The 19,908-nt window shown below is 70.5% G+C and carries 11 protein-coding genes; 9 read left to right on the top strand and 2 right to left on the bottom strand.

The features are described 5' to 3' along the window. Window positions 1–6: 6 nt before the first annotated feature. The gene (locus AC3A6G_RS13330) at window positions 7–993 is read right to left on the bottom strand and encodes a tripartite tricarboxylate transporter substrate binding protein (RefSeq protein ID WP_487873860.1); all 987 of its coding nucleotides are present in this window, start codon (window positions 991–993) and stop codon (window positions 7–9) included. Window positions 994–1,082: 89 nt separating this feature from the next. Between AC3A6G_RS13330 and AC3A6G_RS13325 the strand changes: the two genes are divergently transcribed. From AC3A6G_RS13325 to AC3A6G_RS13285, 9 genes are all read left to right on the top strand, one after another. After that, a complete protein-coding gene (locus AC3A6G_RS13325; RefSeq protein ID WP_487873859.1) occupies window positions 1,083–1,883 on the top strand; it encodes an IclR family transcriptional regulator in 801 nt (266 codons plus the stop codon). A gap of 191 nt (window positions 1,884–2,074) precedes the next feature. Further along, window positions 2,075–3,562 carry a Fic family protein gene (locus tag AC3A6G_RS13320; protein WP_487873858.1) on the top strand — a complete coding sequence of 496 codons (1,488 nt, stop codon included), beginning with the start codon at window positions 2,075–2,077 and terminating at the stop codon, window positions 3,560–3,562. Window positions 3,563–3,639: 77 nt separating this feature from the next. Next, window positions 3,640–4,077, top strand: a complete 438-nt coding sequence (locus tag AC3A6G_RS13315) for a hypothetical protein (protein WP_487873857.1) — start codon at window positions 3,640–3,642, stop codon at window positions 4,075–4,077. 174 nt (window positions 4,078–4,251) lie between these two features. After that, window positions 4,252–4,968 (top strand): secretin and TonB N-terminal domain-containing protein, encoded by a 717-nt coding sequence (locus tag AC3A6G_RS13310; RefSeq protein ID WP_487873856.1) that lies wholly within the window; start codon window positions 4,252–4,254, stop codon window positions 4,966–4,968. Window positions 4,969–4,972: 4 nt separating this feature from the next. Next, window positions 4,973–5,491 (top strand): RNA polymerase sigma factor, encoded by a 519-nt coding sequence (locus tag AC3A6G_RS13305; RefSeq protein WP_487864767.1) that lies wholly within the window; start codon window positions 4,973–4,975, stop codon window positions 5,489–5,491. Between the two features lie 110 nt (window positions 5,492–5,601). After that, window positions 5,602–6,597 (top strand): FecR family protein, encoded by a 996-nt coding sequence (locus AC3A6G_RS13300; RefSeq protein ID WP_487873855.1) that lies wholly within the window; start codon window positions 5,602–5,604, stop codon window positions 6,595–6,597. An 89-nt stretch (window positions 6,598–6,686) separates the two neighbouring features. Next, window positions 6,687–18,125 carry a filamentous haemagglutinin family protein gene (locus AC3A6G_RS13295; RefSeq protein WP_487873854.1) on the top strand — a complete coding sequence of 3,813 codons (11,439 nt, stop codon included), beginning with the start codon at window positions 6,687–6,689 and terminating at the stop codon, window positions 18,123–18,125. 12 nt (window positions 18,126–18,137) lie between these two features. Then, window positions 18,138–18,779: an RNA polymerase sigma factor gene (locus AC3A6G_RS13290; RefSeq protein WP_487864764.1), complete on the top strand. Its 642-nt coding sequence runs from the start codon at window positions 18,138–18,140 to the stop codon at window positions 18,777–18,779. A 119-nt stretch (window positions 18,780–18,898) separates the two neighbouring features. Beyond that, window positions 18,899–19,366, top strand: a complete 468-nt coding sequence (locus AC3A6G_RS13285) for a YbaB/EbfC family DNA-binding protein (protein ID WP_487873853.1) — start codon at window positions 18,899–18,901, stop codon at window positions 19,364–19,366. Window positions 19,367–19,391: 25 nt separating this feature from the next. On the opposite strand, the gene AC3A6G_RS13280 is transcribed toward AC3A6G_RS13285, so the two are convergent. Next, window positions 19,392–19,745 (bottom strand): hypothetical protein, encoded by a 354-nt coding sequence (locus AC3A6G_RS13280; protein WP_487873852.1) that lies wholly within the window; start codon window positions 19,743–19,745, stop codon window positions 19,392–19,394. Window positions 19,746–19,908 lie beyond the last annotated feature (163 nt).

The raw sequence follows: 19,908 nt of genomic DNA, 5'->3' as shown, positions 1-19,908 counted from the left end.
AGGGGACTATTCGGCCTGGATGCCGGCATCGGCGATGGTCTTGGCCCAGCGCTTCATCTCGGACTGCACGAAGGCATCGAACTGGGCCGAGGTCGAGGCGACCACCGTCATGCCTTGTTCTTCGATGCGCTTGCGCATGTCGGGCGCGTTGAGCACGCGGGCGATGTCCTGCTGCATCTTCTGCACGGCCGCCGCGGGCGTGGCGCGCGGCGCCACGAAGCCGAGCAGCGCGTTGACGTGGAAGCCCGGCAGCGTTTCCGCGACGGTCGGGTAGTCGAAGCCCGGCACGCGCTGCTCGCCGAGCGTGGCGATCATCTTCATGCGGCCGGCCTTCACGTAAGGCAGCACCGAGAGCAGCGGATCGAACACCAGGTCGATGCGCCCGCCCATCAGCTCGGTGTGGGCCGGTGCACTGCCCTTGAACGGCGCATGCAGCATGTCGAAGCCGGCCTCGCGCTTGAGCAGTTCGGCGCCCAGGTGCGTGGTGCTGCCCGCGCCGGGCGTGCCGTAGGTGAGCTTGCCGGGGTTCTTCTTCGCGTAGGCGACCAGTTCGCGCACGTTGTTGAACGGGGTGTCGGGCCGCGCGACGATCGCGAGTTCGAGGTTGGCGATCTGCGTGATGCCGGCCAGGTCCTTGACCGTGTCGTAGGGCAGGTTCCGGCGCAGCGACGGATTGACCGCGAACGACGAATTCACCATGCCGATCGTCAGCCCGTCGGGCGCCGACTTGGCGACGAAATCGGCCCCGATCGCGGTGCCCGCCCCGGGCTTGTAGTCGATGATCACCGGCTGGCCCCAGATCTCCTGCAGCTTCTGGCCGATAAGCCGGCCCACCGTGTCGGTCGGCCCGCCGGGCGCGAACGGGATGATGATCTTGACCGGGCCGGCCGGGAAGTCGCGGGCCGCGGCGCGCAGCGGAACGGCGAGCGCCGCGACCGTGAGGCCGGCGGAAAGCATCAGGTGTCGCCGCGTGGGCTGGTGCATCGTGTGCATGGCTTGTCTCTCTTTAATGGAACAACGTTCCGAAATATGATCGAGTTGCGACGCAAGGTCAACAGAAAAATGAAACGGTGTTTTGAAAAATGAATGAACGACTGGAATCGGGCGGCGGCGCCGAGGTGGCGGCGCTGGCGCGCGGGCTCGCGCTGCTGCGTGTGGTGGGCGACGCGGCGGGCCCGCTGAGCAACCGCGAACTGGCTGATGCGACAGGCATTCCGAAAGCCACCGTCTCGCGGCTTACGGCGACGCTGGTCTCGGCCGGCTACCTGCGCCAGGCCGCAGACACCGACCGCTTCGCGCTGGGGCCCGCGCTGCTCGACCTGAGCAACCGCTACTTGCGCCACTTCGACCTGCGCGCGGCGGTGCGCCCGCACCTGGTCGCGCTGTCGGAGTTCGCGGGCGCCAGCGTGCACATGGGCGTGCGCGACGACCTCGACATCCTCATCATCGATTCGCTGCGGCCGCGCACCGCCCTGATCACTTCGCGCATCGAGATCGGCTCGCGCATGACGATCGCCACCTCGGCCTCGGGGCGGGCCTACCTGGCGAGCCTCGATCCGCCCGAGCGCGATGCCATGCTCGAGCGCATCCGGCTGGCCAGCGGCGAGGGCTGGGCCGCGCTTGCGCCGCGCCTTGCCGCGGGGCTCGAGGAGCACGCGCGCCTCGGCTACTGCAGTTCGTTCGGCGAATGGAATCCGCACATCCATGCGCTCGGCTTCGCGGTGCGCGGGCCGCAGGGCGAGCGCTTCGCCTTCAGTTGCGGCGGGCCGGCCTACCTGCTGCCGCGCGACATGATGATCGCCAAGGTGGCGCCGCGGCTGCTCGAGACCGTGGCGCGCATCCGCGAGGAGATCGGCTCGGGCGCCGCTGCGGATTCTCAGTGAGGGTTGGACCTCGACCGCCTTTGGATTCAACACTTTCGGGCCGATGAATCTCTCGGCTTTGAACCGTCGTCCCACTCAAGATGGTTCGCCAGATCGCCAGCCGACGAGGCCCTGGGCCGAGCGCCGGAGAATGGCTAAAATCTGGGATTCAGGCCTTAAAATGCAAAAAAACTTGTAACACTTAGGAAAAAATGGCCTACGTGGGCTACGAATACGTGCGGTCAAGCCTGGACCTGCCCATCTTCGAAGTGCGCCGACCCGCTTTGGTCAAACCGGTCACGCGCATCATGTCATCGGCTGAAGCCCTTGGCGTGCCGGGCGCCCTGGCGCCGGCCGACGGCGACCTGGTGGCGCACTTGCTCTTTGCCCTCAAGCACGAGGGAGTGAACCTGCAGGTGCTTGCAGGCGCATCCAAGCACCTCGCCGGCGCCGATCTGGCCGCGGCGCTTGCCGCGACTCCGAATGGACAGTACGTGCGAATGCTCTGCAGCGCGTGGGAACACTTCAACGGCAACCAAGTGGTGGCCCAGCCGGTCATCACCGCGGGCTATGTTGACTTGTTCGACCCACGTCGTTACTACACAGGCGGGACCGACCGCGACTCTCGATGGCGAGTCAACTTCAACGGTCTCGGGACCTGGGATTACTGCGTCACAGTGGAGCGCACGCCGGCGATCAAGGAGTTGTTGGACTTTGATGTGCTGGCGGCCACTCGCGAATTCGTTTCCTCGCTCAACCGCGAATTACTCGATCGCACGTTGACTTGGGCGTATCTGCATGAGACCCAAGACAGCTACGCGATCGAGAACGAGGCGCCGTCGGAAGACAAGGCGCGCACATTCATCGGCCTGCTGCGCCAGGCGCACGAGCCGCGTGCCCTCGACGAGCAGTATCTGGTGGAGTTGCAGACCTCGATCGTCTCCAACCCTTACAACAAGGCAGTTCAATACCGGACGGAGCAGAACTGGCTGAGCGATGGTGGCCGCGGTGCGCTGGGCGTGACCTTTGTGCCTCCGCGGCCTGATGATCTGCCGGAACTGATGGATGCCTGGTCACGTTTCGCCAACGACACCGCGAAGCGTCTGGATCCGCTAATGGCCGCCAGCATTGCCTCTTTCGGTTTTGTCTTCTTGCACCCATTCATGGATGGGAACGGACGTCTCTCCCGCTTTCTCTTTCACAAGGTCCTATGCCAGTCCGGCCAATTGCCCGACGGCATGCTCCTTCCGGTTTCTGTGGCCATGAAGCGCCACGAGCCACAGTATCTGAGCGTCCTGCAGGACTTCTCCCGTCCGGCGCGCGCGCTGGTCAACGCCAGGGCGGCCGGCGAGGGAGACTTCGAATTCACCTTCAAGTGTGACGACACGATCTTTCGATTCTGGGATGCCACTCGCTGTGTGGAGTTCGGCTTGAGCATGGCGCGCGAAGCACTGGAGGTGGAGCTGCGCAGTGAGACGAACTTCATCGTTCATTTCGACGCGGTGCGCAAACAAATCAATGACCAGTACGAGCTGCGTGGTTCGACGCTGGCGACGCTGGTGTCGATTGCGCTGAACAACGGCGGTGCGATCTCGAATAACAAGCGAAAGCGCTATGCCGATGAGGTCGCGCCTGAGATCTTCGATGCGATCGAGGGCAAGGCCCGAGAAGTTCTCACCGCCCGAGAGCCAACGCAGTGAGCTTGGTCCATCTGGGCTCACGATTGTCGAGGTTGACGGTTAGGGCTGGTTGCAGCCAAAAAAGGGGCGTTCGCACCATGTCAAAAGTAGACGAGCTTTGTGCCACTTATGAGCTGTTCGGCCTGGCATTAAAGGAGATTCCGGGCAAGACATCAGAGGCGATTTACCAAGTATGTGCCGGAGTGCGAGGCTTCGTCGCCACAGTTCGCGAAGGAACTCCCAAACCGACCCCCTCGCAGGTGGCTGCGGGATTGGAACAAGGTTGGCGAGAGATGCTGGATTCGCTTCCGGACTTTCCGGAAGAATGGCGGCCAGCTGTCGCAAAAGCTTGTGGTTCGCGGCGACCGAGCACGCATATCCTGAGTTCATGGCGAACGAGGAACGACGACTTGCCAAGGTGCTTGATCGCGGAAAAATCCGCACGGAACCAGAGTTCCATCGAGTTCGGCATGAAATCGATCTACTTGAAGGTCAGCCTGACAGGCAATGTGAACTGCACCATCTGTATTCCATGATCGACGCTTTTGGGGGGCGCCCCTAACGACTGGCACCGGAATCGGAGTTCCATTCTCAGTGGAGAAAATTCCAAGCCCGGTGAAAACCAACAGCCGCGCGCTAATGCGATGGTTTGCAACGCGCCCGTCACATGCCGGTGACAGCATGCAAGTTTCCCGAATGGCGCGCGCTCCTTGCCGACCCGATTTCCTCTCCTGCCGCTCTGCGGGCTGGTGCTGTGCCGCGCGGCCGCATCGGCCTGCGCGGCTGAGCCGCCCGTAGCAGACCCGTCGCTGCCGCCCGCGGCCGAACAGACGCCGGACGATGCCGCCATCGCATTCGACCTGCCGGCCCTGCCGCTGGCTGATGCGCTCAAGCGCTATGCAGCGCTGACGCGGCAGCCCGCACTCTTTCGCAGCGAGATCCTGGCGGGTCGCACCTCTTCGGCGGTGCGCGGCCGCTACGCGCCCGATGCCGCGCTGCGCCTGCTGCTCGAAGGCACGGGCCTGGTCGCAGAGCAGGTGCACACGGGCTCGGGCCCGACGCTCGCGCTGAAGCCGGCGGAACCGGCCGCCGCGCCACCGCCGCGCGCCGCCAACCTCGGGAACCTCGCGGGCTATCCGGGCCTGGTGCAGACGCGGGTCTGGCAGGCCTTGTGCGACGACCCGCGCACGCGGCCGGGCGCCTACCGCTCGCTGCTGCGCTTCGAGGTCGACGCCACGGGCCGGCTGCAGCGGCCGCGGCTGCTCGGCTCCAGCGGCGACGCCGCGCGGGACGCGGCCATGCTGCGCGCGCTCGAGGCGGTGCGCCTGGCCGAGGCGCCGCCGCCCGGCATGCCCCAGCCGCTGACGCTGCTGGTGCGCCCGGCCGAGTCCGGCGGCGACCCCGGCTGCCGCGACCCCGCGAATTGATGCCATGGCCGAAGACGCACGCCCCCTGCTGATGGACTATCTGTCCCGCCACTACGACGCCCTCAAGCGTCAGCTGGGGCGGGCGCTGCGCAATGCCGACCTGGCCGAGGACGCGCTGCACGACACCTGGCTTCGCGTGAACGACCAGGGCGGCACGGCGGACGGGCCGATCCAGCGCCCGGGAGGCTACCTCGTGCGGATGGCGTACAACATCGCGCTCGACATCCAGCGCCGCCAGAGCCGCAACCTGCCGTTCGACGAGATCGATGCACTGCTGGAGCTCGCCGACACGGCGCCCGGCCCGGACCGCATCGCCGAGGCGCGCTCGCAGCTCGACGCGGTCGTCAGGCTGCTCGACCGCATGCCCGCGCGGCGGCGCGAGGTCGTCGTGCTGGTGCACATGGAAGGGCTCACCCAGCCCGAGGTGGCGAGGCGGCTCGGCGTTTCGCTGCGTACCGTCGAATACGAGCTCAAGCATGCGCACGACCACCTGAGCGCGAGGATCGCCCATGACGAAAAATAGTTGCGGGGTCCGGCCGCCCCGTTCGTCGTATGGGGTGAAGCACCGCATCGCCCCGCGCCGCAGCACGGGCCGTGGCCCCTTGAAAGGCCGCGGCCGTGACGCATGACGCCATGACCCCGTCCCTGCACGACGACGAAACCCGTCGCCAGGCCTGGGAATGGCTTCGCCTGTTCCATTCGGGCGCGGTCAAGCCGCAGGACGCCGAACGTTTCAAGCGGTGGGTGGCGCGCAGCCACCTGCATGCCGCGGCCGTGCGGGAGGCGAAGGCGCAATGGGCCGCGCTCGGCCCGGCCTCCGCCGAGCTGCTGCGCACCAATGCCGAAGCAGCGGCCTTCCATGCACGCCACCGGCCCCGGCCGGCGCTGCCGCGCCGTGCCTTCCTCGGCGCCGCAGCCGGTGCGGCGGCCATGGCCGGCGTGGCAGGCGTGGCCGTGTTCCGCCCGCCCGCGGGGCTGTGGCCCGCACCGGGCGAGTGGGGCGCCGACTACCGCACCGCCACCGGCGAGCAGCTCGTGGTGGACCTGAGCGAGCGGGTGCAGGTCACGCTCAACACGCAGACCCGCATCCGGCGCCAGACGGCCGACGGCCAGACCACCGGCGTCGAGCTGCTCGCGGGCGAGGCGGCCTTCGACCTGCCGTCCGGGGGCCGCGGCGGGCCGGCCTTCGGCGTCGTCGCGGGCGCCGGGCGCAGCCTGGCCACGGCGGGGCGCTTCGAGGTCCGCTACCTGCACGACAAGGTCTGCGTGACCTGCATCGAGGGCGCGGTTCGCGTGGAGCACCCGGCCGGCACGCGCGAGCTCGGCGCGCGCCAGCAGACGGTGTATGACAACCGGTCGGTGAGCGGCGTGGCGCTCGTCGGCGCGGCAAGCCTCGCCGCCTGGCGCAAGGGCGCGCTGGTGTTCACCGAGACGCGCCTGTCCGACGTGCTCGACGAGATCAACCGCTATCGCCCGGGCCGCGTCGTGCTGGTGAACGCGGCCGCGCGCGACCGGCCCGTCACGGGCAGCTTCTACATTGCGTCGCTCGACCTCGCGCTGGCGCAGCTACAGCACGCCTTCGATCTGCAGGCGCGCTCGCTGCCGGGCGGGGTGGTCGTCCTGAGTTGAAAAAATAAGTTGCGGGAGAAATAAGTTGCGGGAGATGGGGTGCCCGTTCGTCGATGTGCATCGACTCAACTTTCCGGCGGAAACGACCCATGACCACACGCGGACCCCAGGGCGCAGCAACGACACCGATCCACGCGGCGCCTGCGCCGCACATCCCGCGCGGTGGGCGCTTTCGCATGGCGCCCGTGGCGCGTGCGATTGCCATCGTGGTGGTCGCCAACGGTGCGCTCGCCGATGCCCAGGCGCAGCGGGCATTCAGCGGCGCGTGGTTCGCCGGCAAGAATGCGGCGCAAAGCACCGCAACGGCCACGGGCCGCCTGCCCAACGGCATGCCGGCATCGATGCTGACCGACCCGCAGGCACAGCGCAAAGCCGACGAGCAGCTGCAGCGCTCCATCGGCAACCTGAACCTGGCCGCGCGTTCCATTGCCGCGCAGCAGGCCGCGCAGGCCGCCGCGCGCGACGCCGCAACGAACGCCGGCTCGGACATTCCCGACGGCCTGGCCGACGGCGGCCTGAAGGTCGACACCAACAGCCTCACCGCCGGCTGGCTCAATGCCCGCGCACCGGTGCAGACGGTGGCCGGCGGCCGCACCGTGGTGGGCATCGAGCAGACCGACGAGAAGGCGATCCTGAACTGGGAGCGCTTCAACGTCGGCCAGAACACCACCGTGCGCTTCGACCAGAAGGGCGGCGCCAAGCCCGACGGCACCAACGCATGGATCGCGCTGAACCGCATCAACGACCCGAGCGGCAAGCCGAGCCGGATCGCGGGGCAGATCCAGGCCGACGGCGCGGTGTACCTGGTCAACCGCAACGGCATCGTGTTCGGCGGCGGCAGCCAGGTGAACACGCGCACGCTGGTCGCCTCCAGCCTGGCGCTGTCGGACAAGCAGTTCAACCTGGGCATCAACAACCCGCAGGTGCTTGCCAACCAGGGCAACGACTTCGCGATTCCGCAGTTCGGCGAATTCACATCCATGCGGCCCGAGATCTATGGCGACTCGGGCTTCAAGCCCGGCAGCGGCGGCACGCCCGACCGCATGGGCGGCGTGGACCGCTTCGATCCCGGCGCCGCGCCGGGCGCGGTCACGGTCGAAGCCGGCGCGCGCCTTGCGGCGGCCGCGGGCGGCAAGGTCATGCTGTTTGCGCCCAAGGTGCGCAATGCGGGGCACATCGCCGCGCCCGACGGCCAGGTCATCCTCGCGGCCGGCGAGAACGTCTTCTTGAAGACCGCTTCCGCGCAGGACCCGAACGCGCCGCGCGGCCTCGATGTGGCCGCCTCGGCGGTGCCCGGCTGGGCTTTCGGCGGCGGGCAGATCCTGGGCGCACTGGGGCTGGCGCAGGTCTATTCCGACGCGCACTTCGTCTTCGGCCTGCGCGACGTGGTGCTGCCCGAGATGGCCGCACGCGCCAAGTCTGTCGGCTACGAGGTGGTCAACAGCGGCACGGTGCAGGCCGAGCGCGGCAACATCACGCTGCAGGCGCAGGACGTGCGGCAGTCGGGTGTGCTGGCCTCGACCAGCGCACTGAACAACCGCAACGGCTCGATCCTGCTGCGCGCCTGGGGGCAGGGCTCCCACATGTATGCGGACGGCGTGAACGACCTGATCAACTGGTCGGCCGGCACGCTGACCCTTGGCGAGGGCAGCATCGCGCAGGTCTTGCGCGACGCCTCCGACACCAGCGAGATCGAGGCCTCCGCGCTCGCCACGCGCTACCAGCCCGGCCGCGTGAGCCTCTTCGGGCAGCTGATCGACGTGCAGGCCAACGCCGGCGTGCTGGTGCCGGCGGGAACGATCAGGGCCGACTCGGCGACCAATCCCATCTTCACGCTGCTCCCGTACCTCAAGCCGGGCAGCCGCGGCGACGCGAGCCGCATCTACCTGGACAGCGACGCCTTCCTGAGCGTGGCCGGCCTGCAGGACATGCGTGTGGACATGTCGCGCAACTTCATCGAGGCCGAGCTGCGCATCAACGAACTGCGCGATTCGCCGCTGCTGCTCGACTCGTGGCTGCGCGGCAAGAAGGTGATCGTCGACCGCCGCATGGCCGGCGTGTTCCGCGACGGCCCGATGGCGGGCGTGCAATGGGTGCTCGGCCCCGACGGCACGACCTACATTCCCGGCGCCTGGACCGGCACGCCGCTGGCCGACGTGACGGGCTGGGTCGGCGTGGGCAAGACCGACCTGCGCGAGCTGTCGGCCGACGCGGGCAGCATCGAGCTGCGCGCGGGCGGCGCGGTGATCACGCGCGCGGGATCGATGCTCGACGTGTCGGGCGGATCGGTGCGCTACACCGACGGCATGAACACCGCGACCAAGCTCATGGGCGCCGACGGCCGCGTGCACACGATGGACCGGGCCATGCCCGAGACCGACTACATCGGCATCGCGGGCGAGTTCACGAACGCGCATGCGCGCTGGGGCGTGAAGAACACCTGGCGCACGCCGCTCATCGGCGCCAACCACAAGGAGGCCGGCTACACCGAAGGGCGCAAGGCCGGCAGCGTGAATATCCTCGCGGGCGACGCGATGGTGCTCGAGGGCGACATGCTCGGCGGCGTGGTGGTGGGCGACCGCCAGGCGCAGAAACCGGCCGCCAACCAGGGCGGCCGGCTCGAGCTGGGCGAGAACACGCCCGACGGCCGGCCGTGGTCGCCGGGCACCATCATCGTCACACACGACCCGAAGCGCCTCGCGCCCGGCTTCGACGCGAAGGCCACGCTCGGCGAAGACTTCTACCTGCCGCTCGTGCCCGACGAACCGAAGTCGCCCAAGCTGACCTTCCTGTCGGACCGCATGCTCAGCGACTCGGGCATGGGCACGATCGTGCTCAACAACATCAACGGCGACTTCGAACTCGCCGAGGGTGCCGCGCTCGACCTGTCGCCGGGCGCATCGCTCTTCGTGGCCGGCACCGAAGGCTCGACGAACGACATCCGCATCCATGGGCCAATCCGCGCCGCGGGCGGGCGGATTTCGCTCACCTCGGTCAACGGCATGCTCGAAGTGGGCGAGCACGGCCGGATCGATGCCAGCGGCCAATGGATCAACGCCTGGCGGGACGGCGCACCGCGCGGCGCCTGGGCGGTGGACGGCGGCGCGATCACGCTGAACGTCGGAGAGATCTCGGCCCACCGCGACGCCGTGTTCGACGTCTCGGGCGGCGGGCGCGCCGACCTCGGCAAGAAGGGCCTGCCCTCGCTGCGCGTCGGCGATGCGGGTTCGATCGCGCTGACCGGCGTGACGCCCGAGCTCGACCTGGGTGCGCTGAACCTGCGCGCCCATGCGGCCGGCGCGGCGGGCAGCCTGTCGATCGAGACCGCCTCGGCGGTGCAGATCGGCGGTGCATTGAACAGCGCACCGACCGACCCATCCACCGGTGACGATGCGGCAGCCGCCGTCACCCTGCTGCCGGCCACGCTCTTCGGCGAGCGCGGCTTCGGACGGGTCACCATCGCCGCGCGCGGCGAAGGCCACGGCATCGAGGTGCCCGAAGGCGTCACGGTCTCGCAGCAGGCCACGAACATCGACCTGAGCGGCTTCGCCTGGCGCGACCTGCCGAGCGGCCGGATGCTGGCCGACGTGGCGCCGCTGGGCGTGCTGCGGCCCGAAGAGCGTGCGGCGCGCACGCCCGCATCGCTGTCGCTCGGCACCGAGAACGGCCCGATCCGGGTGGCGCGCGGCGCAACGGTGCGCACCGACACCGGCGGCGCCATGGCGCTGGAGGCCGGTGGCGAGCTGGGCGCGTTGACCGTCGCTGGCCGGCTCGACGCACCGGCAGGGCGCATCGTGCTGTCGGGCGCAGAGCTCACGCTCGAGGCCGGCGGAGAACTGCTGGCGCGCGGCGCGGCGCTGATCCACGCCGACAGCACCGGCCGCCGCGTGGGCGAGGTGCGCGACGGCGGCACGGTGGAGATCCGGGCGGGCGAGCTCACGCTCGAGAAGGGCGCGCTGATCGACGTCTCGGGCGCGACCGGCACCATCGACGGCGTGCCCGACACCGGCACCAGCGGCACGCGGCTGCCGCGCAGCGTGCCGTCGATCACGCTCGACAGCAACGGCGGTCTGATCCAGATCACCGGCAAGGGCCTGGTCGAAAGCACGATGCGCGGCGCGGCGGGCGGCCCCGGTGGTGTCGGCGGCCGCATCCGCGTGAACATGATGGCGGCCTCGGGCCCGAACGGCTCGCCGCTGGAGCACCTGGAGCGCTCGCTGCCGGACCCGGACTGCTACGGCTTCTTCGTCGACGGCAACTGCAGCGACTGGAAGCAGGGCCTGGACTTCGACTGGGCGCCCGGCCTGCGCAGCTGGGGCTACGACATCGCCGGCCCGATGGTGCTGCCGTCCACGCTGCTCGCGCACCTGGCGGACAAGAAGGAACTGGTGCTGTCCGACGGCCTGGCAGCGCCGGGCGTGCCCGGCCCGCTCGACCCGGCGGCGTTCGGCCTCTCGGCCCAGACGCTGGACAGCTTTCGCGACACGCTGTTCGGGGGCGAGCTGCTGCGCGACGTGCTCCAGCAGCCGGGCCAGCACTTTGCGCTCACGCTGCGTCCGCAGGCGTTCAGGGACGGTGGCTTCGCCGACATCGCGCTGGTGACTGCCGCGCAGGGCGCCATCCGCCTCGACAACGCGCACCTCGCGCTGGGCCGCTCGATCTCGCTGCAGGGGCCGATCGTCGGGCATGCGGCCTCGTCGTCCTCGCTGCGCGCGCCCCACATCCTGCTGGCGACCACGCCCGATACCGCGGCCGTGCCCGCACCGCAGGCCCCCGGCGCGACGGGCCAATTGAGCGTCACCGGCGCGCTGATCGACATCGCCTCGCCCGACGACCCGAGCGGATTCCAGTCGGGTGTCGTCCGCATCACCGGCTTCGGCCGCACGGTGCTCGAGGCCGGCGAGATCCGCCTGGGCGGCGCGCTGCCCGCGCAGTTCGGCGAGGAGACGCGGCTCCACGTCAACCTGGACGTGGACGGCCAGCTGCAGCTCAACGCCGGTCAGGTGTACCCGGCGACCGCCATGACGGGCATCATCCGTGCCGGCGATTCGATCACCGTGGAGCGCCTCGGCGATGCGGGCGGCGCGCCGCTCTCGGCCGGCGGCAGCCTGCGCCTCGAAGCGCCGGTGATCGCGCAGAACGGCGTGCTGCGCGCACCGTTCGGCCAGATCGAGCTGGCGGCGGGCGAGCGCCTCGCGCTGGGTGCGGGCAGCCTCACCTCGGTGTCGGGCGCCGGCCTGGCCGTGCCCTACGGCACGCTGTCCAACAACGAGCATTGGCAAGACCCGTCGAAACCCGTGGACCCGGCCAATCCTTCGAGCGGCTCGCTGGTGGCGCCGCCCGAAAAGCGCATCACGCTGAAGTCGCCCGACGTGGCGCTGGCGCCGGGCGCGGTGGTCGACATCGCCGGAGGCGGCGAGCTGCATGCCTCGGAGTTCGTGCCCGGCCCCGGCGGCTCGCACGACGTGCTGAACGTGCCCGGCATGTACGCGATCCTGCCCGGACAGGCGGGCGCGGCGCCGGCCGGTGGCGCACCGGCCGGCCAGCGCGTCTGGCTGGCCGGCGGGCCGGGCCTTGCAGCGGGCTGGTACAACCTGCTGCCCGCGCGCTTCGCGCTGCTGCCCGGCGCCTTCGCGGTGCAGGCCACGGGCAAGGCATGGGGCGGCGCGCCCGCGCCCGCCACCCGCGCGCCGGACGGCAGCCTTGTCATGCAGGGCCGCGCCGGCAACGCCTACGGCGGCAACCAGGACGCGCAGGCCACGGCCTGGCGCGTGATGCCCGGCGGCACGCTGCGCCGCTACACCGAATACAACGAGGCCACGGCCAACGACTTCTTCTCGTCCGAGGCCTTCAAGCTCACGCAATACCGCCTGACGGGCCAGGACGTGGTCACGCCGCGGCTGCCGCGCGACGGCGGCGCGGTCGTTTTCGACGCGGGCCGTCGGCTGGTGCTCGACGGCACGCTGCGCTCGGCCCCCGAGGCGGGCGGGCGCGGCGGGCTGGTGGACATCGCGGGCAAGAAGATCGCCATCGTCGGCCGCGGGCAGGACGGCACCAGCCTGCAGGCCGACGGCTACCTTGTCATCGATTCGGCGAGCCTGTCGAACTTCGGCGCCGGCAGCCTGCTGGTGGGCGGCAAGCGCCAGGGCAATGCGCTCGGCCTCGAACTGGACGTGACCGCGACCGACATCGTGGTGCGCAACGACGAGGGTTACGAACTGTTCGGCCCCGAAGTCATCCTGGCGGCCAGCGAGCAGGTGGCCATCGATGCAGGCAGCCGCGTCAGCGCACGGGGCCGCGGCACCGGCGGCACCGGCAGCCTGGTCGTCAAGCCCCAGGTCGCGGCGGTCTACACCGACCCCGACGGGCAGCCGGACGACAACAACGACGGTGTGATCGACGCCAGGGACGCCGTCGACGATGTGCTCACCACGCCGGCCCGCGACTGGGGCGCGCTGGTGCGCGTGGCGACCGGCGACGCGGTCAAGGTCATCCGCGAGGGCGTGGACACCGCGCGCGGTGGGCTGGTCACCATCGGCGCGGGCGCCGTGGTCGACGGCGGCAACGCCTTGCTGATCGACGCCACGCGCACCACCGAACTGGCCGCCTCGGCGCAGATCGCAGGCGCCGACCTGTCGGTGGCGGCGGGCCGCATCGGCTTCGGCGGCGGCACCGAGGGCATGGTGCTCGACAGCGGCGCGCTCGCGCAGCTGTCGCGCTCGACGCGGCTGACGCTGCGCAGCTACTCGGACTTCGACTTCTACGGCTCGCTCGACCTGGGCGCGGCCGGCCTGAAGGCGCTGACGCTCGACGGCGCCGCCTTCGTCGGCCGCGGCGCGGGCGACGTGGTGATCCGGGGCGAGGGCATCGCGCTCGCCAACAGCGGTGGCGGTGCCACGGCCGGGGGCGGCACCGGCGCAGGCGGCTTCACATTGGACGCGGCCACGCTGGTGCTGGGCGCCGGACAGAAGAGCTTCTCGGGCTTCGGCAGCGTGACGCTCACGGGCCGCGAAGGCATCGTCGGCGAGGGCGTGGGCGGCATCGACACCGGCGCCGCACCGCTCACGCTGAACACGCCGCTGCTCACCGGCCGCGGCGGCGCGGTGCAGACCATTGCCACCGGCGGCGCGCTGCAGGTGCTCGCATCCCCGGGGAGCGCGTCTCCATCGGTCGACCTGCAGGACAGCCTGGGCCTGCGCCTCGGCCTCACCGGCCGCAGCATCGTCTTCGGCGGCCGGGCCGTGGCGCTGGGCGGCAACATCGACATGACCGCGACCGGCGGCAGCCTGGTCGTGGCCGACGGCGCGCTGATCGACGTGGGCGGCTTCGCGAAGCAGTTCTTCGACGTGAGCGAATACGCCGATGCGGGCCGCATCAACCTGTCGGCGGTGGGCGGCGACGTGCGGCTCGACGCGGGCGGGCAACTGAACCTGGCGGCGCACCCGGGCGGCGGCGACGCCGGCACCCTGAGCCTCGCCGCGTCGGGCGGCGGAACGGTCGTGCTCGACGGACGGATCGCGGCGCAGGCCGGTGCCAATGGGGGCCGGGCCGGTAGCTTCGCGCTCGACATCGAGGCGCTGCCCGACTTCGCCGGCTTCAGCCAACGGCTGAACGACGCCGGCTTCAACCGGTCGCGCCAGTTCCGCATCCGCCAGGGCGACGTGGTGCTGGGCGGTCTGACGACGGTCGAGGACTTCGGTCTGACGGCCGACCGCGGCAGCATCGACATCGCCGGCACGGTGGATGCGCGCTCGGCCTATGGCGGCGCCATCCGCATCACCGGCGGCAACGGCGTGGCGATGCAGACCGGCGCACGGCTTCTGGCCGGCGCCACCGGCAGCCTCGGCAACGGTCGCGTCACGCTCGAAGCGGCCGGCGGGCAGCTCGACCTGCAGGGCGGGCTGATCGACGTGGCCGGCAACGAAGGCGGCAAGGTGCGCCTGCGGGCGCGGCAGAACGCTGCGCACGACGACCTCGCCGTGGCCGCGCTGCGTGCCACCGTGGCCGGCGCACGCTCGGCGGTGCTCGAAGGCGTGAGCGTCTACGACGTGGAGGACTACGACGGCGCCACGGTCGACTCGGTCAAGGCCGACGCGATCGCGGATGCCGGCCGCTTCCGTGCGGCATCGGCCGCGGTGGCCGCGCGCCTGGGCACCGGCCTGGCGGTGATGCCGGGCATCGAGATCCGCAGTGCCGGCGACCTGGCGCTGAACGGCGACTGGAACCTCTACAGCGATTTCGCCGGCGCGCGTGAAGGCGCGCTGACCCTGCGCGCGGGCGGCAACCTGGCCATCCACGGCCACCTGAGCGACGGCTTCGATGCCGCGGACCGCAGCGGCCTGCTGCAGGCCGGCGCGTCGTGGAACCTGCGGCTGGTGGCGGGCGGCGAACTCGGCTCGGCCGACGCGCTGGCGCTCAAGCCGCTGGCGGCGCAGGCCGCGGGCAAGGGATCGATCGTGGTTGGCACGGCCAACACGGCGGTGCCGTCCGAGGGCGAGCCGGCGCCCGACAACGGCGCGGGCAAGCAGGTCCGCACCGGCACCGGCGACCTCGACGTGCGCGCGGGCCGCGACCTGGTGCTGGCGCACAAGGAATCGGTGGTCTACACCGCTGGACGCCGCGACACCACCGCGTGGAGCGACTTCACCACCGCCAACCCGAACGCGCGCTACGGCGTCGAGGGCGGCAACCTCGCCATAGGCGCGCAGGGCAGCATCGAGGCCGCGCCGTCGGACCAGCATTTCACCGAGTGGCTCAACCGCCAGGGCAACCTCAACGAAGAGCGCTACTTCGGCGTCTACACCAACAACGAGTACGGCGTGCTGCCCGACGGCAGCTACGGCCTGATCCAGCATGCGCCGGAGCAATCGAGCTGGTGGGTCAACCATGGGCAGTTCCAGCAGGGCGTGGGCGCGCTGGGCGGCGGCAACGTCAGCGTCGATGCGGGCGGCGACCTGCGCAACCTGCTGGTCGCGCTGCCGACACACATGCGCATGCGCGGCGGCCGCTCCGCGAGCGAAGCGATGGCGATGGAAGTGCGCAACGGCGGTGCCATGACGGTGACTGCCGGCGGCGCGATCCGCGGCGGCCAGTACTACGTGGCGCGCGGCGCGGGCGACATCCGCGCCGGCGAGACGGCGGTTGGCCGCACCGTGGTGCTGACCCGCGACGACAGCAACGGCGGCACCACCACCACCGACTACACGGTGGCGCCGGTGCTCGCGCTCGGCGACGCCACGCTGAGCCTGCGCACCGCGGGCGACCTGCGCCTGCAGTCGGTGATCGACCCGCTGCTCGTGACCTACGGCGAAGGCCTGCGAAACGACGGCCAGCTGCTGAACTACGGCGCCTACATGAGCGGCTACACCGACCGCAGCGCGCTCAAGCTGGTGTCGACCGGCGGCGACATCACCTTCGTGAACCGCGCGACCTTCATCTTCCGCGACCTGCGGCTCAACAGCTTCGACACCGACACGCTCGTCGGCTTCGGCGGCAACCGGTATCCGGCGCGGCTCTCGGCGGCCGCGCTGAACGGCGGCCTCAGCATCGAAGGGCCGTTGCACGTGCTGCCGGGCACCACGAACGACGTCACGCTGGTGGCGAAGAACGACATCCGCTTCGACCGCGGCCAGCTCGCCATGGCCTACGCCACGCCCGCGATGATGCCGTCCGGCTTTCTGCCGGGGGGCTCGAACTCGCCGTTCAACCAGGTCGACCTGGACCGCCTGCTCGAGAACATGATCAACTGGCCGGGCGCCTCCTACATCCGGGACCCGTACCTGCGCGAAGTCGGCAACCCCGACGTGCTGCCGCTCGCCAACGACTTCGAGCCCAGCCGCATCTATGCCTCGCAGGGCTCGATCATCGGGCTGGACCTGAGGGCCAACGAGCAGACCTGGGTGCGCGCGGGCACCGACATCCGCGGCGTTCGCGTGGCGGGGCGCAACCTGCGCGCCTCCGACGTCACGCTGCTGGAGGCGGGCAACGACATCCTCGCGGTGGAGCGCGTGGCGGCGCTCAACACCGACAGCCAGATCGGCCAGGGCCTGACCGGCAACATCGAGATGCAGGGCCCCGGCACGCTGGTGCTGGCCGCCGGCCGCGACCTGTACGCCGACAACCTGCAGGTCCAGACGCTGGGCAACCAGCGCTACGACGCGAACAACCGCGCGATGCCTGACACGCAGGTCAACGGCCTGCCCGAGCAGGGCGCCGCGATCACCGCGATGGCCGGGCTGAACAGTGCGGTCGGCTACGACGCGATGGCCCGCGCCTACCTCGACCCGGCGGCCGTCGCCTCGATGCCCGAGTACCTGAAGACCCGCACCGAAGACGGCACGGTGCTGCCGCTGCACCTGGTCGACCAGCTCGAAGTGCGCGCGGGCGGCCAGGAGAAGACCGTGCGGCGCGGCCTCGTGTCTTACATGAAGACCATGACCGGCGAGACGCTCGCGCCGCTGGACGCGTGGGCGCGCTTCCAGCAATTGCCGCAGCTCGCGCAGCAGCAGTTTCTGCGGCAGGTCTACCTGCTCGAACTGCGCGAAGCGGGGCGCGACCAGAACGAGCCGGGCGCTGGCGGCCTGCCGCGCAACGGCGGCTACAACCGCGGCCATGCAGCCATCAAGACGCTGTTCCCGGGCGACAGCTGGAAGGGCGACGTGGCGGCGAACACCCTGATGCTGCGCACCCAGGCCGGCGGCGACATCAACGTGCTCACGCCCGGCGGCGGCCTGCAGGTGGCCGCGCTCGGCGCCACGGTGCCGGCCGGCTACGGCCTGGTCACGCTGGCTTCGGGGCACATCGACATCTTCGCGCGGGACGACGTCACCGTGAACCAGTCGCGCATCCTGTCGTTCGTGCCCGAGGTGACGCAGGAGGGCAGCGACCAGATCATCTGGTCCACCATCGGCGACATCGATGCGGGCCGCGGCTCGAAGACGCTGCGCGTGCCCTCGGCACCCGAAGTGGTGACCGACCTCGACGGCACGACCGTGGTCCGCGAGAAATCGGACATGAGCGGCAGCGGCATCGGCACCGTGGGCGACGGCGACGTGGACCTGGTCGCGCCGGGCGGCACGGTGAACGCGGGCGATGCGGGCCTGCGCGTGGCGGGCAACCTCAACATCGCGGCGCTGCAGGTGCTCAACGCAGACAACATCCAGGTCAAGGGCGAGACCAAGGGCCTACCGGTGATCGCGGCGGTGAACATCGGCGCGCTCACCAATGCGAGCGCCGCGGCAGCGCAAGCCACGGCCGCGGCGCAGGACGTGGTGCAGCGCGAACGCGCGGCCGCGCGCCAGGCGCTGCCCTCGGTCTTCACGGTGCGCGTGCTCGGCTTCGGCAACGAGCCGGCATCCGGCGGCGCCGACGCCTCGCCGCCTGCGCGCGGGCTGCCAGCGGGTGCATCGGCCAGCAACTACGACGCGCGCAGCCCGGTGCAGGTGGTGGGCATGGGCCCGAACATCGACCCCGCGCACTGGGCCGAGCTGAGCAGCGACGAGCTTCGCCGCCTGCGGCAGGACCGCTGAGAGGTTCACGCCATGGCATCGATTGCCCTTTGCGAACTGCAGCAGCCATCGCCCGCGGCCGACGAAGCGGCCAACGAGCCGCTCGACGAGGCGCAGCGCCGCCTTGCGCTGCGGGCGTTTCTTGCGGCCAACTACGACGCGCTGCGGCGCAGGCTGGTCCACCACCTGGGCTGCGCCGACATGGCGAGCGAATGCCTGCACGATGCCTGGCTGCGGCTGGGCCACCTGGAGGTGCGATCGCCGGTGCAGAACCCCAGCGCATACGTCTACCGCATGGCCTGCAATGCGGCCATGGACCGCATGCGCAGCAACCGCTCGTGGCAGTACACCAGCGCGGACGCCGACGGCGAGATCGAGCACCTGGCCGACGACACGCCCGGCCCCGAGCGCATCGCCGAGGCCCGCTCCGACCTCGCGGCCGTGCAGCGCGCCATCGACCGCCTGCCGCGCCGCCATCGCTCGGTGCTGGTCGCGCTGCGCATCGACGAGATGACCCGCGACGAGGTCGCCAGCCGGTACGCGCTGTCGCTGCGTGGCGTGGACACCGCGCTGCGCCAGGCGCTCGACTACTGCGCCGGCAACGCCGGTCAACAGGCGCTCGCAGGCGTCAGCGCGGCAAGGCGCGCGCTGCGCCCAGGGCGCGGATTTTCATGAAGTTTTGGTGACAAACCGCAGTCCGGTGCGGCGCGGACCGTCTCCTTGAGAGTCCGCGCAACCGCGTGCGCCGCAGGTGCGGCGCGCGTTGCGTCGGGCTTCCTTCCTGAAAGACCGCGATGACTGCTGCTGTTGCTTCGACACCTGCGCCCCCACGAGGCCGCCTGCGCCGCGCGCTGGGCTGGCTGGGCCTGGGGCTCGCCAGCGCCGCCGTGGCAGCGCAGACCCAGCCGCACCAGCAGCAGGTGCCGCAACACTGGGTGAGCTACGCCACGCGTGCAAGCAGCCAGCTGCAGTCGTCGCTCAGCGACCCGGACGACGACACAGTGGTGCGCCTGCACACCGCGATGCAGTCGCGCATGCGCGACGAAGGCCGTGCCGTGCCGCCCGCACCGTTCGTGGTGCGCGTCTGGGTGGGGCCGACCGGCCGCATCGACCGCGTGGCCTTCGACCCGCTCGGCGACGCGCAGGCCGACACCGACCTGCGCGCGGTGCTCACGGCGAAGCCCTTGGCCGAACCGCCGCCACGCGACATGCGCCAGCCCATGGTGTTGCAGCTCACGCTGCGTCTCGTGTCGCACACCTGAGGCGAGGCCAAGGGCCCGGCCGGGCTCAGCGGCCGTTCATCAGGGGCGACGAGGGCACCACCGGCGGCGGGCGCTGCGGATGGACCGACGTGCCGAAGGTGTTGCCCATGCGGTGGCCTGTCGCTGCGCGGTTGAACAGCCCAAGCTGGTTGGATGGCCGCTGCACGATGGCTTCCGACGCCATGCCCGGGTGTGCATCGCCGGTGCCGCGCTGCGGCGCTGCCGGGCTGAGCTTCTGCGTGAGGCAGGCGTAGGAGGGCGTGCGCTCCCCGTTGACCACGACCTCGACGCAGCTGTCGGGTGCCTGTGCTGCTGCGCCGGCGCAGAGGCCGCACAGCGCGAGGGCCGGGAAAAAGCCCTGCAGGAATTCCATGCGCATGGGCGCCTCCATTGGACGGAACCCTGCAGTGTGCGCTGGGTGCAAGTCAGGAGAAAGACGGCCGCGCGCCCCTTGTTCGTAGCGTCCGGCGAACACGCCCGCGAAGGTCCGCGCACCAGAGATGACTTCCGGCACTTCCGCGTGCCGGGTGCTTCGTTAACAT

The sequence above is a fragment of the Variovorax sp. Soil_C_26 genome (assembly GCF_057657075.1).
The sequence above is the reverse complement of the archived record's forward strand: the minus strand, read 5'-3'. Positions and strand labels throughout refer to the sequence as shown.